Below are 15,531 nucleotides of genomic sequence, written 5' to 3' on the forward strand. Positions count from 1 at the left end.
TCTCACGCTGATATCAGCGACGTTCCTGACCCGCGTAGGGACGCAGGGCCGGATGCTTCTTGGCCGGCAGCACAGTGCCCTTCCCAGGGTCTGACGTTGACTTTTTGGAGCCAAGATCGGCCCACGCTTTCAGGTCATCGACGGCGTAGACAACACGTCCGCCGATCTTCCGATACGTCGGTCCAGTACCGTACGTGCGGTGCTTCTCGAGCGTGCGACCGGACAGGCCAAGATAGCGCGCGGCCTCAGGTGTACGCAGGAATCGCGGGGGAAGACCGGCCATCGGATCGGGCATTTGAGAACTCCAAGAGGACAGCGCACTACGCTTGGCTAGGCCGGCGTGTGTGCGGTCATCATGGAGGAGCAAGACCTCGGAGGGGATGCCGAATGTTGGGGGTACGATTTTCGGCACCCTCGGGGCCTGCGCTACTCCCTGCGCCGGGACCGCAGGAGCAGCAGCTGCTTCTGTTTTTGCCTCGAGGATTGGAGAAGCGAGTTCGAGAACTACTCGGCAAGGAAATCGTGCAGGAAAATTTGCGCGGATTTGCAATTGGTAACACGACGTTCGCCGAACTTGAGCCTATCCTGAAGCCCATTTCATCGAGAGTAAACGGCGGGACTGATCGCCAGGCTTCTCTTTTGGTTCATCTTCACGATCTTGGAGGTAACTACGCGGCGGGGACTCGACATTCCCGCGTTGCCGACTTGCCGATTGAGAATTGAGCGAAGCGACAATGGATTGCCTCTATGTGGCAATGCCGGCGGATCCGTCGCTGAAGCGGATCGCCTACATCATGCTCGAAGAACCCGGAAACCGATGAACACACGCCGATTGAGCAGAGGTCGTCGTGATGAGCAAACAAAGTTTGCGTCGCCAGGTTGAACGTGAGAGAGGAATGACGTTCGGCAGACGGGTCCAATAGTTCCAGTTGGTGTGGCGTTGAAGGAAGTGCGATCCTGCGTCCCTATCAATGCGTTGGCCGAACAATTCGGATATGAATCCCTCGCTGCCTTCTCGGCAATGTTCAAGAAGTATATGGGGCAGCCGCCGGGGCGACATTTGAGTACCTTGAGATTCCCGTCTAAAATCGACAGTAAACAAACTCATACCCGCTGGATTCGGGCTCGCCTCCGGGGAGCCGGCTGGTGATCGCGGAGGGACAAGTCGCCGTTGCGGCGGGACCAAATCAGGGTGAAGCCCTCGCCGCCTTCGATCTTCACGAGCGAGGCGTTAGATCGGGGCCGGTAAGTTCGGATCGTCGAGCTTGACCGAGAGGTAAATCGCAAGCTGCCTCAGGCCAGCCGCGAAGGCCCCGCCCGGCGGACCGGACGGGGCTTGGTGGGGCGCTCCTAGTCGCCGTTCTTTCGCGGCCGCGACCAGAGGAGGGTGTAGCCTTCACCGCCCTCGTCATCGAACAGGTTCGCATAGATCGGAGCGTTGAAGGAAGGATCGTCGAGCTTGAGCGAGAGGTAGTCTCGCCCCTCCTCGGAGCGCTTCGACCAGGCGGCCCCGATCTCGGCTCGGCCCACGTAGATGCGGTGGCTGGGAGCGTTGTCGTTGGAGCGGTTGGTCTCTGCGACGATGCGGACGCCCTTGGCCTGCAGGCTCAGGGTGACGATCTCGCCCTGGAAATCGTTGCCGACCTTCTTGAAGGAACCGATGTTAGCCATGTCACTTCTCCTGTTGTGTTTCGAGCCCGCGACCACCGCGGCCTCGATGGCGATCTGCAGGCCGAAGACGATCGGCGACGCACCCGCCCGCGGGCCGGAGCGCAGCGGAGGACGTCGTTGTGGCGACTTTCTTGTCTCGCGAGGAATGGGCGAAGCCCAGGGGAAGAAAGTCGCATCAACGGCGTTGCGGCTCAGACGATCGAGGCGAAGCCGGTCTTCGGCCAGATCAAGCCATCAACGAGGCCACGTGCGTCGCGTGCTGAACCACAATCTCTGGAGAAGCGTTGGCGATCTCGGGCTTGATGAACAAGAGGTCGAAACGGTTCAGCGCAGAAAGAGAAACAATCTGCTGCAAAGGGCGGTATCGTCTCCCAAGAACGAATCGAGGCAACCCCGCTCCGCCGCGGCTGCGTGGGCAGACCGAAATGCCGACGGCTTGATCGAGGAGCTCCGAGAAGGGCTGCCTCTCCCGCGTCAGATCTCGATCATCCCCCGTTCATCGCGCCGATCCACGCCAACCTGTTCGACTTAAGGCGGTAAACGGACATCGGGCCTTCCGGCCGTAAGAACTGGTTAGGACGGACTTTCCACCACCCCATCCGGCTCGAACGGGCGGGCCTCCACCAGAACGATCAAGCGCGTCCATGACGTGACGGCAATGCAAACCGCGCCCAGGCAAGCGAAGAGCTCACGCCAAGCCAACGAAGGCACCCCGATCTGGGACCCGGCGAACACCACATGATAGCCGGCAACGGCGGCGGGAATAGCAAATGCCGTCGCGATGGCTATGCGCAAGGTCAAGGACCGAGTAATGGCGACGGCGGCCTGACCGAAGGCAAGCGTCAACGCGCCACCGGCCGTTCCGGCAAGCAGCGCACCGACCACGCCGGCACCATTCTGAAACGCTGTCATCCCGATACTGAGTGCGACGAAAAACGGCAAGGCGTACACAGCGAGCACAAAGATCGCCCAGCAGAACAAGCCGATGCCGAATGTGTTGAGAACAAGCCCAAGGGCAAGCATGGTGGTGGCTCCATATGCATAGATCTGACGGTCGCGCCTTCCACCACCACCACGGCGCAGTTTTTCAATCTGGAGCCGAAACGAGGCGGAGTTGCGGCGCATGCAACTCCGCTTTAGCGTCTGGAGGCGAGAAGACGGCGCTCACGCGCCGCCGAACCTCCAGACGGGAATGCCGAGGCGCTTCGCTTTGTCCACCAGGTTGTCCTGGATTCCCGTGCCCGGGAAGTGCATGACGCCGATCGGCAGGAGTTCGAGCATGGCGTCGTTGCGCTTGAACGGTGCTGCCTTGGCGTGCTTTGTCCAGTCAGGCTTGAATGCGATCTGAGGCACTCTGCGATTGGTCGCCCATTTGGAGGCGATAAGCTCCGCACCTTTGGGCGAGCCGCCATGGATTAGCACCATGTCGGAATGCTTGGCGTGGACCTTGTCGAGGCGGTCCCAGATGAGATGGTGATCATTGAAGTCGAGCCCGCCGGTGAGTGCAATCTTCGGTCCTGGCGGCAACAAGACCTCAGTTTCAGCGCGACGCTTGGCTGCGATGAAGTCGCGAGAGTCGATCATTGCTGCGGTCAGCGTGCGGTGGTTCACGAGCGATCCCGATCGAGGGCGCCAGGGCGAGCCGGTGTGCGTCTCGAAGCGTTCGATGGCCTGGTCGCGGAAGAGCTCCAGGCAGTTGCGGCGCTCGATCAAAGTGATACCTTCGGACGTCAAGCGCTCGAGTTCGACCGATCGAACCTCAGACCCATTCTGCTCGCGCTGGCTCTTTTGCTGCGCTTGTTCGTTCTCGTCGAGATGGCGTTGGATGCGGTCAACGGCGCGATGGAACAGGTTGACGGTCGACCAGAGCAGATCATTAAGGTCCGGCTCGAGCGGCGTGTCGCTCAACGTCGCGACCAGGGCGTCGAAGACATCAGCAACGGCGCCAGCGATCATCTTGCCCTCGGGAAGCGGTCGTGGGTCAGGCTGCTCGTCGAAGGGACGGTAGCCGAAGAGCTGTAGTTCAGTGAGGACATGGTCAGTTGGAGAGGAGGTGTGCGCCGCTTCGATGTCGTCGTGGTCGGTCATTGGAGGACCCTTTGCCGGTTCGGCCGCGCCCATCGCGGCCTTCGTGGCGATCACTCAGACGGCGGGCGGAGCGGGCCAGAACCCGCAAGGGCCGAAGCGGCAGCGGAGGATGGCGGAGGCCGGCTATTTTGCTTCGCGATGCAAAGCGCGCCGGTTTGATGGCTGTTGTGTCTGCTCATCGTCGGCGCGCGGCGGAAAATAGCCGGACGTAGCCATTGCCGGCCCGGTCCGGTTGCCGTTCGATCGCCCTCTAGAAGGCCGAGGTCGCGTCCTCATCCGGCAATGGCCTCGTGGTGACCGACCTATCAACGTCGATCGAAGCACCGGCCTATTCTGCGGCCACCGTCGACAAGTGCAGGAAACGGACGACGTCCTCTGGTACGAGTTGAAGCCGCAACTCTGCTCGGAGCGTCTCAAGACCAAAGATGTGCAGGTCTTCGTTGAAATCACCTAGCCGGGGCGACAGCGCGATCGCTTCAATGCCGGCGTCTGCCGCGCGCTGGCTGAGGGTCGCCAGTACGGCATCTCCGGCTGCATCGTCGTCCCGGGCGATATAGAGCCGACGCAGGCCAGCCGGCAGCACCATGGCCGAAAGGTGATTTGCGGAAAGAGCAGCCGCCATAGGCATAGTCGGCAGCACGCAGCGCAATGACAGCATGGTCTCGATCCCCTCGCCCGCGGCGAGCACGTCGTCCGCTACGCCGAAGCGAACGGCGTTGCCGAGCAGGTCGCCCATGGCCCGTCGTGGCGTGTCGATGGGAGCCTTGCCGAGACGAATTCGATCAAAGCCGTCTGGGTCGAGCCAAGTTCGGTGCACGCCGGTGATCCGCCCCTCGAGGTCCGTGACGCCGGCAATCATCGCCGGCCAGGTTTCGGTCGGCGAATGTTCATTCGGTCGATAGTAGCAACGAGGGTGGAAGCGCAGGCTGCCACCATGGTAGATGCGGGCTATGCCGCGGCGCTGCAAATACGTCTCGGCTACCGTCCCCTCGATCGGGCTGGATATCGCAAAGAGCCGACGCGCGGCTTGCTGCGATCCGGCGGGCACCACCGAACGAACAGGTTTCGAGACCAGCTGCGGCTCAGGACGAGGCAGCTTCAGAAACCGCCTCGCTTCCCCGGTGACCTCGCTGAAATCGCGCAAACCCCGGCATTCGCGGATGATGTCGAGGAGGTCACCATGTTCGCCGGTCGCAGCGTCAGTCCACTTGCCGGCGGGGCCCTTCGATGATTCCTGAAGCCGCACGAACATCGAGCGGCCCGGCGTGTTGCGGACGTCTCCGACCACCCAGTATCGCCCCGCCCGCTTACCATTGGAGAGATAGTATCGGCACACGGCCTCGGCCTCGCGCGCGAGGCGGCGTGCCAGTTCGGCGGTGTCGGGGAACATCACGCGACTTCCCGCTCACTGACGCGCGCGACCGGATAGGTGTCGAGTACCTTTGTCAGAATCCCGATGCCGCTTGCGTCCGTGGGCACGAACATCCGCAGCTTCCAGGAGATGATCTCTCCAAAAAGACCGTAAGCGCGGAGGCGATCACGCATCGTGTCGTTGAATCCCGACAGCTCGATGCGGCATGCGCCCATCACCCGGGCGCGGCGAAGCTGGAGCCCCTCCGCGAGGTCGAGGACGGTACGTCCCTCCATCACCGCGGCAAAGGCAGCGTCCGGCGACAGCGTGGGCGCGTCCGCCGAGATGGCGTTCGCGACCCACGCGACAGAAACCTTGCGGCCAATGACGCGTTCGCCCGCGTCGGTCTGGAGCCGATAAACACGAGTCGATTCGTTCGGCAACCGTTTCCAGATCGGTAGCAGCAATCCCGCAACGACGTGGATCGCGCTTTCCGTGAACTCAGGCACCTCGGCAAGCTCAGCCATCCAGGCCGCGGCAAAACCTTCGCGATCCGCTTCGACCCAATGGCTCTCCAGCATCATGTTCAAGGGGACGTGGTGCTGCTCCATAGGCCGGATCAGGCGGACGCGGCGCTCGATCTCGCCGTCGTCGAGCATGATGCTCGAGGCCGGAACCTGCACGGCGGCCCGACCCGAGCGCTCGTTGATCAGCAGGACCGCATGATCGGAAAGACGAGCAAGGGCGTCGTCCAAACCAACAGGATGGTTACGCTGGCGCTGGACGATGGTGAGTAGCCGCGTCTCGGCGCCTGTGCGCGGATGGACATAGATCGTTCGCCGTTCGCTGACGACAAAGCTTTCGGCGCGGAGCGTTTCCAGCCCGAGGTCATAGGTGCCCGACGCAACAGCGCCCTCGATCCGAGCGGTCAAGAGCTGCTCGAAGGCAGTGAACAGGACATTCTGCAGGTCGATGGTGAGCGCCAACAACCTGTTCAGGAAAGTCGTGATTGGCGGCAGGTCGTCCCTGAGCCCATTGGCATCTGTCAGCTTCAGGCCGGTTGCATCCTCGAACTTCTCGAGCGAGCAGCTGCCGACCTTGCCTCGCACCAGCAGCATGTAGAGTTGACGCAAAGCATCGCGCCCGTACTGACTTTCGAGATTGTCCTCGGGCCGGAACAGCCCCTGCCCTCCGGTCTGGCGCTGGCCGCGCGTGATGGCCCCCAATGTGTCGAGCCGCCGGGCAATGGTGCTGAGAAAGCGCTTTTCGGCCTTTACGTCGGTCGCGATGGGCCGGAACAGGGGCGGCTGTGCCTGGTGGGTACGGTTGGTCCGGCCGAGCCCCTGGATCGCAGCATCCGCCTTCCATCCGGGCTCGAACAGGTAATGAACCCGCAAGCGGCGATTCCGGGCCGAGAGTTCGGCGTGGTAGCTCCTGCCCGTGCCGCCTGCGTCGGAGAACACGAGGATGCGCTTGACGTCGTCCATGAAGACCGAGGTCTCAGCGAGATTGACCGAACCGGCGCGGTTTTCGACCACCAGGCGGTCGCCCCTGCGGACGACGCGGCGCGAGCGGCCGGTCACTTCGGCGACCATGTCGGTGCCGAAGCGCTGGACGATTTGATCCAGCGGGCCAGGTACCGGAGGCAGCGAGGCTAGTTTGTCGATGAGGCGGTCGCGCCGCGCGACGGCTTCCCGGCTCTCGACCGGCTGGCCGTCGCGATAGACAGGCCGGGAGCAGAGATTGCCTTCGGAGTCGGTGAAGGGCTCATAGAGCTGGACCGGGAAGGAATGGGCGAGATAGTCGAGCACATACTCGCGCGGGGTGATATCGACCTGGACGTCGCCCCAGTCTTCGGTCGGGATCTCGGCGAGCCGGCGCTCCATCAGCGCTTCGCCCGTTGAGACAATCTGGATGACAGCGGCATGGCCGGCGTCGAGATCGCGGTCGATCGATCGGATGAGCGACGGCGTCTTCATCGAGGTCAGCAGATGGCTGAAGAAGCGCTGTTTGGTGCTCTCGAAGGCGGATCGCGCCGCGGATTTTGCCTGCCCGTTCAGCGTTCCGGTTTCGCCGGTAATGTTGGCCGCCCGCATCGCGGCGTCGAGATTGTTGTGAATGATGCTGAACGCACCGGCATAGGCGTCGTAAATGCGAACCTGCTCCGGCGTAAGCTGGTGCTCCACCAAGTCGTACTCGACGCCCTCGTAAGACAGCGAGCGGGCCGCGTAGAGTCCGAGCGCCTTGAGGTCGCGCGCCAGCACCTCCATGGCCGCGACGCCGCCCTCCTCGATTGCTTCGACGAACTCGGCGCGGGTGGCGAACGGAAAGTCGGCGCCGCCCCAAAGGCCGAGGCGTTGGGCATAAGCGAGGTTATGAACCGTGGTGGCGCCCGTCGCCGACACATAAACCACGCGTGCATTCGGCAAGGCATGCTGAAGCCTCAAGCCCGCGCGCCCCTGCTGAGAGGCCGCCTGATCGCCGCGCTCGCCCTTGCCCCCGACCGCATTCTGCATGGCGTGGCTCTCGTCGAAGATGATCACTCCGTCGAAGTCCGAGCCCAACCATTCGACGATCTGCCTGACGCGCGAAAGCTTTCCGCCACGCTCGTCGGTCCGTAGCGTGGCGTAGGTGGTAAATAGGACGCCTTCCGAAAGCCGGATCGGGGTACCCTGACGAAACCGCGACAGAGGCGTAACAAGCAGCCGCTCCATGCCGAGCGCGGACCAATCGCGCTGCGCGTCCTCGATCAGCTTGTCGGACTTGCTGATCCAGACCGCACGACGACGGCCCTTGAGCCAGTTGTCGAGCAGGATCCCCGCGACCTGCCGCCCCTTGCCCGCGCCAGTGCCATCACCCAAGAACCAGCCGCGACGAAAGCGGACGGCATCCTCTGCGTCGTCGCGCGCGGCGGCCACAACATCAAACGTCGCGTCGACCGTCCAGAAGCCCGCTAGAAACTCGGAATGCGCCTCACCGGCATAGATCACGCTCTCCAGCTGAGCATCCGACAGAACACCGTCGTTCATGACATTGGCCGGCAGGTGCGGACAATAGGATGGCTTCGGTGGCGCAACGGACGCCATCGCCGCAGACTGCACGAGCTTGGTCGGATGTGCGCACGATCCGGGAATGCGGATCGACTGTAGTCCGTATTCCTCATAAAGCGCATCGGTCAGCCGGGCGCCTTCCGGCGCGGACCATTCGACCGTCTCATAGATCAGTTCTGTGCTTACTGGCGCGGCGTCTCTCGAAGTGGACGATATGCGTGGTGCAACGGCGCTGACCGATCGCGACATCGTAGGCCGCCCGATAACAACGATCTCCGATGGCGTGGCGACGGGCCGCCTTGGAGGCACATGCAGATTCACCCAGCCAAGCAAGGTAGCGACATCGGCCGCCATGCCTGGCGAGGCAGGAAAAGCCGTCGGATCGGCAGCGGGCAGCTTGTCGATCACAAGCAGCCTTGTGTCCGTCTGAGTACCGTGCTTGGCGTAAACGGCGCCATCGACGGCGGCGGAAAACACCACGCGCCCGCGTTCCTGGAGGCGAACAAAGGCATCTCGCCATGTCGGGTTATCCGGCGCGAAGCTTGCACCAGCGATGGCGACGAGGCGCCCACCGTCGCAGAGACGCGCGAGCGCTGAAGTGATGTGACGGAGAGCCGCATCCGTCATCCGTCGATCGACATTCGCGACCGCGGAGAACGGCGGGTTCATTAGGACGACGCTTGGTACGACACCCGCATCGAGGTGATCATCGATCTGAGCTGCGTCAAACCGCGTGACTTTAACGTTGGCGAAGAGCTGCTCGAGCAACCCCGCCCGGGTATGGGCCAACTCGTTCAACACCAAGGCACCCCCGGCGAGCTCTGCAAAGACCGCGAGCAAGCCCGTCCCCGCGGAAGGCTCCAGAACGCGATCGGCAGGAGTAATGCCGGCTGCCGTGCATGCGACCAGTCCGAGCGGGATCGGCGTCGAGAATTGCTGAAATGCCTGGCTGTCCTCCGACCGCCGCGTATGTGTCGGCAGAAGGCCAGCCACTCGCACGATCATCGGCAGCATGGCGGCCGTCGAGCCAGCCTTGGCACGCATCGCCGGGCCGAACTTGCGAAGGAACAGAACAGTTACCGCCTCGCAGACGTCATAGGCGGTCTTCCAGTTCCAGGCGCCGGCCGCGTCGGAGGCGCCGAAGGCAGCCTCCATGGCGCTACGCAGAACAGCTGCATCGATGCGCCGGCCGCGTTCGAGTTCGGTCAGCAGCTGTCGCGTGGCCCTGACGGCGGCGGAGGTAAGACTTGCAGCAGCACGCATCGAGAGCGGCGCGGCGACAGCGCCAGCAAGAGATTCGGTCATGGCAGGATTTCTTTCGGAGAGCAGGAACGGGTCGAACCATCAGGCGCTCTCCTTTGACCCCGACGGCTCAAACCCTTCCCGGCCCGACTCTCACTCTCAGCCGTTCCCCATAAAAATGGGGACCAGCGCTGCGCACCGGTCCCCAAGCAACCGCGCGACGGCCGGAGCCGTCCCGCTCTGTGATTTCACTCAGCCGCGTCGAGCTGCTGCGGATCTTCCTCGCCGCCGTTCTCCGGATCCTCGTCGTCGGCAAGGAATTCGGGCAGTGGGCCCGCCTCACCTTCCGGATCCACCGAAGACGGGCCGGGATCGACGAGACGCAGCGGCTCCGGTAACCAGCCCGAGCCATCCAGAAGGCGCTCGGCCTCCTTGGCCCTATCGCCCTTCTTCAGATGATCGATCAGTTGCGCCGACGACTCGCCCTTGGCTTCCCGCACCGCCTCCAGAATATGGGGCTTGGTGACCCGGCCGAAATAGTTGGCGATGGTCGGTCGCCAGCCAGCCTGCACCATGTCAAGCCCGACCGCGCGCGCCAGCACATCAGCCTGGTCAAGACGCTTGCTGACACCGTGAGCGGAGACACGGCCCTGATTGTAGCGGTTGGCCGGTTCATAGACGGCGTTGACCGCGAATGACGCGCAGTGGGCGAACAGCGATGCCTGTGCACCACCATCGAGAGCCGTCAGTGCATCCCAGAGGTCGTTCTCGCTCTTCGGCAACCGTGCCTTCCAGGCCTCATGCCGCGCCTCGACAGCCTTGGCTGAGACGCTTTCTCGCAGCCCCGGAGCTTGAGCGGGAAAATTCGGCGTGCGAAGGCCGATCTCAAGACAGCTCCCGGACGATGCAAACCGGTAAAAGGCCGTCAGGACGAAGTTATGCAGCACTGCCTGGAACGCGACCGCAGGATTTTCGGCGAGCGCATCCCGCAATGCCAACGTACGATGCGCCGTCAGCTCGATGATCAGCCGATCCGGCAGAGGTCTGGCCGCGTCCTCGTCGTCTTCTTCAGCATCAGGGGCACTGCCCGAGACCGCGATGACGTGCGCTGGACGGAAGAGCCCTCTTCTTGGCCTTCGGTCGACGACGCATCGACGCCCCGCACGACGTCACAATCGGTTGCCGGCACCTCATCCTCTGGCCGGACGTAACCCCGGTCCACCGAGAGGCGTCCTTCGGAATCGATGCTGATGAAGACACCCGCTCGGGCGATCTCCGTCGGTTCGTAAAGCATCGGCCGGTCTTCGAATGCCGCCAGTGCCACCTCGATTTCGCCGAGACGCTGATCGACCTCGTCGGGCAACTCGTCCGCATCCTGATAATCGGCTTCAAGCTTGGCTTGCTCGATATTCAGGGCATCGATAGTGGCCTGCTCCTCAGGCGCGAGATCCACAGGTTTTCCTTCGATTTCTCGTAGGCCTTGAGTGTGACCGTACGGGAACTCTACGGCTATTGAGATCCACTTCCAGCCTTCGGCGGCTATGGTCTCAGCTTCGGCCTTGAGCTTTTCGGTTACGAGGCGGTCGAGCAACACGGCGTCCTGGAGCCAGCCGCCGCCGTCGGGCTCGAACAGGTCCCGCAGAACGCCGCCACCCGCGTGCTGATAGGCATCGAGGCCCACAAACTGGGCCCGGCGATCGGACCCGCGTACGGTATTCTCGGTGAGCTTGCGGCGGATCTGGTATGGCTCGTCATAACCGGAACGGCTGACGTTCTCCCAGACTTGCTCCTGGCGGGCGTGGTCGGCCGTGACCGAAAACGCCATGAGCTGCTCGAGCGTCATGCCGTCTTCGGCATAGACGTCATGCAGCTTCGGCGACACCGACGCCAGCCGCAGCCGCTGCTTCACGATCGCAGGGTTCACGAAGTGCCGGGCGGCAATGTCTTCCTCGCTCATGCCGAGATCGCGGAGGGTCTGGAAAGCCCGAAACTGATCGAGCGGATGCAGACCACCCGCTCATCGTTCTCCGCCACCGAATCGTCCGCGGCAATGCCCCCTTCACGCACGACGCACGGCACCGCCTGCGTTTTTGACATGCGTTTTTGTTTCACCAGGACCTCGAGAGCGCGATAGCGCCTGCCGCCCGCTGGCACCTCGAACATGTGGGTCTCGTTGCCATCTGCATCAACAACGGCCCGGACACTCAGACTTTGCAGAAGCGTACGCTGCGCGATGCTCTCGGCTAGCTGCTCGATCGAGACACCGGCCTTGACGCGGCGAACGTTCGACTGGCTGAGCACGAGCTTGTTGAAGGGGATGTCCCGGGAAGGCGACAGCGTGATCTTTTGTACGGCTTTCGTCATTTTGGCTCTCCACGACGGGCGGCCGTGAGACTCTCTCTCGGCTTCCAACCCGTCGCGAACAGCCTCCCCTCCTCTCACTCTCGCGCGGCCACACGAGGCGAAGCATCACGCCGCATCGTGATCGGCGACAACCGAGTCCAGCACCGCGGGCTCAATGGACCCGGGAACGAAGCCGAGCAAATAATCGGCGGCCTTGCTTGCCTGTGAGGCGGCACGCACGATGGCCCTGATGTCTTCGCGCAGGACTTCAAGCCAGAAGCCGATATAATCGGCATGACGCACGGTCGGGACGATCCCGAGCGACGCGCAGCTGAACGCGGAACTCAACTCGGCGACCAGCTCTTCGAAGGCATATTTCTTGGTACCGTAGGATCCGCTCTGGTCCCGATTAAGACGCGAGAGGTGCCCGGTCGCATGACCGAGTTCATGCAAGGCGGTACGGTGCCAGTTGATGGGTTCGAAATAGGCCTGCGGCGGCGGGACCTGAACGTAGTCTTCGGCCGTTGCGTAGAACGCGCGATCTCCACCAATCCGAAATGGAATTCCGCTGGCCTTGATCAGGGCGTCGACCGTGGGTTTGATGAGGCCAGCCGGCGGTGGCGGCGCAGCGGTGGCAATACCATCAGGCAGATCTTCGCACTGATCCGTGTTGAAAACGGTAAATCGTTTGAGGAATGGAATTGCCTGCGCGTCTTCGCCGGTTTCGGCGGCGTGTCGCTTTTCGTCATTCGGCACGAAACGATTAGCGTACACGACTGTGGTGCCGCGCTCTCCTTTGCGAACGTGGCCGCCGAGCGAGAGGGCCTGACGAAAGGTGAGCCAACTTTGACCGGCAAATCCGCGTTCGATCACGGCTCCCCAGAGGATGAGGATGTTAACGCCACTGTATTGCCGGTTGGTCGACGCGTTTTTCGGCAGGGCCAGTGGCGCTTTCGCCGCGGCTGTACCCCAGGGCTGAACCCAGGGGACACGGCCGGCCTCGAGCTCGGCAATGATCCTGTCGGTGATTTCGCTATAGAGGTTCGCCCGGTCCTGGCCGGCGCGCGCGCAAGCAATAGGGTTTGACATCGCGGGTCTCCGCGACGGGCACCGCGAGCCTCTCTCGCAGCTTGTAACCCGTCACGGAAAAACCAGCCTGCACTCTTACTCTCAGCCCTTGCGCCATCTACCGAGGGCCGCAGGCCCGATCAGGCGTGCGCCCAAGGACGCATCGCCTCAACGGAAAATGGGCCCCGGAGAGCGTGAGCATAGCGACCCGAAGAGGCACGCGGGTCCGAGTGCAGCGACGAGACCGGTTCAATAGCGGCACCCGGGAACGGGGCAGTGATAGCGATCGCCGCAGGCGAGCCCCTTTCCCGAGTGCCCCCGGCGAGGAGCACCAAAGCCCTAGCGCGAGGGATCGAAGCCGCAAGGCCGAGACGCTGCGCGCCTCGGTTCACGAGAGCCCGGTGCGGCTCTTGCCGCACGCGCCAAAACCTGAGCGAACAGGATGCAGGCAATGATCCGAGAACCGCCGGGCATTTTCACAGAGGTCTTACCATTGTCGAAGAGAGGTCTGCGGGCGGAGCGAAAGCGAAGACCCACTGGCGGACGCGGCGAAAGAGGCACCCGCAGGAGGATCAGCATAGCGCCGACGCGCAGCGGCGGGACCCGGGATCGAGTGCCGTCGCGAGACCGGTTAAGAAGGCACCCGACCCGAGGGCAGCGATAGCGACGCCATGCAATGACTGCGGGCCCGAGGGCGAGTGCCTCCGGCGAGCCACTCAATGCGGCTTCACGTCAGCTTGGTATCAATTTTTCTTTTGTGATAACGTCTCACTCGCGCGCATGTCTGTCCACACATCGGCAAGCCAAGGGCAGCAGTCGTAGGACTTCGATGTGTATTGATCGCGCGCCCGCTTCAGTCCGGAGCTACGACGCTCGGCGTGTCCGCCCGGATTGAGTGCATGAATGCAGCCGGATCGACTTTCTTTCGCGCGGCCCATTCAACGACGGTAGGTGGCCGGTACTCACTCGATTGACGCCAGCGATTAAACACGGAGGCATCGATGGTCTCGTTGACTGTCGTGTGGATGCCGCCCTCAAGCGTTTTCGGCTCTCCGCCCAGCTCGCGGTAAGACCGTGAATACACTTTCGAGTACATGCCTTTGGCAAACTCCCTGTAGGAGTCCGATATGGGAGCAGTGAGCAGATCGCCGTCAATCTCGACATCCTGACGGAATGCCAGACCATGGCCCGACGCCTTCTTCATCATCCAACGCAGGGGAGCTTGCGCAAGGATATCGCTTTCGCACCCGCCGCCAATATTGGCGTGGGCCCCGGCGAACCATCTCTGCTCCACGCTCTCAATAGCGCGCGGCTTGGCCACGACCGCACCTGGTTCGAGGGGCTTTCGCACCGTCCAAAGCGTGGGCGCGAAGTCCTTCCGGTGCTCATCGATGGCGAGGGCGTGATAGCCATTGTCGATCGATATGCGGAGCCCTGTGTGCAGAAAGCCAAAGGTTGACCTGCTGATGCCCTCGAAGCTGAAAAGCGGAACTCCCACGGTCCCGACGGTATCCCAAACGCCGACCATTTTGATGTGAACGGGCTGCGAATACTTCATGAGCCACCGCTCCTCCAGCGTGGCGTCATTGAGGGTACCGGCGTCCCGAAGCTCCAGAAGCTTCCAAAGCGTCCGGTCATCCGAGCGCTTGTAACGCGCGAACAGCTGGCCTGTGCCCAAGGGCGACCCTGGCCTCAGCAATCCGTGCTTAGCAACGAGACCCGCTACGCTTCGAGCTGTATACGCTCCGCGGCTGAAGCCGAAGACGAAGATGTCATCGCCCTCGTCATAGTTGTCCATCAGCCACTCGTAGGCCTCCCGGACGTTGTCACTTAGCCCTTTGCCGACGGTACCGCCCCAGAATCCGTTGACGCCTATATCGTAATAGACGCGCTGTTCTTCGCCTTGCGTTCCCGCGCGGGCGCAAAGAGATTTCATACGCCAGACATTCGTATTGCTGCCAACAGCGTTCCAGGTGCCGTCAAGGAAGACGAGCAGGCGCTTTTTGGCCGGCGCTGCAGTGACCGTCGGAGCTGAAACTGACATTTCAAACCACCTTGCTAAATGCCAGCAAGCTATCCGATTCGCGCCTTGGTCGCCAGGGCGGACGGCTTCATCTCCAAGTTGCCAACAGTACGGAGCTCTCCCGGTTCTTTCGGCGCTATACTCCGGACATGCAAGCCGCCGCGCAAGAGCGTACCGATTTCGACAGACAACGAAGAACTGACGAAAGCCCAGGAAGAGGCCGAAGCCACTCGTTTGAGCAATCTCGGAGTTTTGGGTGACATCAGTCGCTGCTGGGGCCGGAAGTACACCCGCAGAGACTCGGGCAGGCGCCCCCATCTACCAACCGCAAGGCGCGTTCTGGTATCAGAACAGAAGCGCATTTGTTTTTAGCGGATTTCTCTCGTTCGGTCAGCAGTCCATTCTGGACGAAGTCGGCTGAACGGCGCGCTTGGACATCGGCTTTTTTGCTTGCCGCCGTTTTTGATATCTGCCCCTAATCTGTTGGTGACCAGGTCAGGTCCGAGCCGAGTGCATGGGCACCGATTACCGATTGCCGTCTAGGGCAGCGCAAACTTTCTGATCTATGTTCACTCCTGACTGATAAGCTTTCGTATGAAACCTTATCAGTCGGCGAACTGACTCCATTCTGCTCGCAAGCCTATCGGGACAGACTGATTCCGCTTCGTGTGTCTCTCGTCGCGGACGACTGATCG

Annotated in this window: 9 protein-coding genes and 2 pseudogenes; all 11 read right to left on the minus strand. The window is 62.4% G+C overall.

Annotated features, from left to right (window positions below):
• Window positions 1-13 precede the first annotated feature (13 nt).
• The gene (locus ABIA45_RS19300; protein WP_225123860.1) at window positions 14-295 is read right to left on the minus strand and encodes an AlpA family transcriptional regulator; all 282 of its coding nucleotides are present in this window, start codon (window positions 293-295) and stop codon (window positions 14-16) included.
• A gap of 869 nt (window positions 296-1,164) precedes the next feature.
• Window positions 1,165-1,279, minus strand: a pseudogene (locus ABIA45_RS19305) (DUF736 family protein); the annotation flags it as partial.
• A gap of 71 nt (window positions 1,280-1,350) precedes the next feature.
• The gene (locus tag ABIA45_RS19310) at window positions 1,351-1,671 is read right to left on the minus strand and encodes a DUF736 domain-containing protein (protein ID WP_225123859.1); all 321 of its coding nucleotides are present in this window, start codon (window positions 1,669-1,671) and stop codon (window positions 1,351-1,353) included.
• 226 nt (window positions 1,672-1,897) lie between these two features.
• A complete protein-coding gene (locus ABIA45_RS19315; protein WP_276573232.1) occupies window positions 1,898-2,026 on the minus strand; it encodes a hypothetical protein in 129 nt (42 codons plus the stop codon).
• Between the two features lie 218 nt (window positions 2,027-2,244).
• The gene (locus ABIA45_RS19320) at window positions 2,245-2,796 is read right to left on the minus strand and encodes a hypothetical protein (RefSeq protein WP_404653225.1); all 552 of its coding nucleotides are present in this window, start codon (window positions 2,794-2,796) and stop codon (window positions 2,245-2,247) included.
• 39 nt (window positions 2,797-2,835) lie between these two features.
• Window positions 2,836-3,759 (minus strand): DUF2493 domain-containing protein, encoded by a 924-nt coding sequence (locus tag ABIA45_RS19325; protein WP_404653226.1) that lies wholly within the window; start codon window positions 3,757-3,759, stop codon window positions 2,836-2,838.
• Window positions 3,760-4,087: 328 nt separating this feature from the next.
• A complete protein-coding gene (locus tag ABIA45_RS19330) occupies window positions 4,088-5,149 on the minus strand; it encodes a toprim domain-containing protein (protein ID WP_225123856.1) in 1,062 nt (353 codons plus the stop codon).
• Entirely contained in the window at window positions 5,149-9,465 is a 4,317-nt protein-coding gene (locus tag ABIA45_RS19335) for a strawberry notch-like NTP hydrolase domain-containing protein (protein WP_404653227.1), read from the minus strand. The genes ABIA45_RS19330 and ABIA45_RS19335 overlap by 1 nt, the downstream gene beginning before the upstream one ends.
• Before the next feature lie 185 nt (window positions 9,466-9,650).
• Window positions 9,651-11,766: pseudogene (locus tag ABIA45_RS19340) on the minus strand (ParB/RepB/Spo0J family partition protein).
• A gap of 105 nt (window positions 11,767-11,871) precedes the next feature.
• Window positions 11,872-12,834: an ArdC family protein gene (locus tag ABIA45_RS19345; protein ID WP_404653228.1), complete on the minus strand. Its 963-nt coding sequence runs from the start codon at window positions 12,832-12,834 to the stop codon at window positions 11,872-11,874.
• An 832-nt stretch (window positions 12,835-13,666) separates the two neighbouring features.
• Window positions 13,667-14,857, minus strand: a complete 1,191-nt coding sequence (locus ABIA45_RS19350) for a DUF2235 domain-containing protein (protein WP_225123853.1) — start codon at window positions 14,855-14,857, stop codon at window positions 13,667-13,669.
• Window positions 14,858-15,531: the final 674 nt, after the last annotated feature.

Source organism: Bradyrhizobium sp. USDA 336 (assembly GCF_044908355.1).
In the GTDB taxonomy this organism is placed as follows: Bacteria; Pseudomonadota; Alphaproteobacteria; order Rhizobiales; family Xanthobacteraceae; genus Bradyrhizobium; species Bradyrhizobium yuanmingense.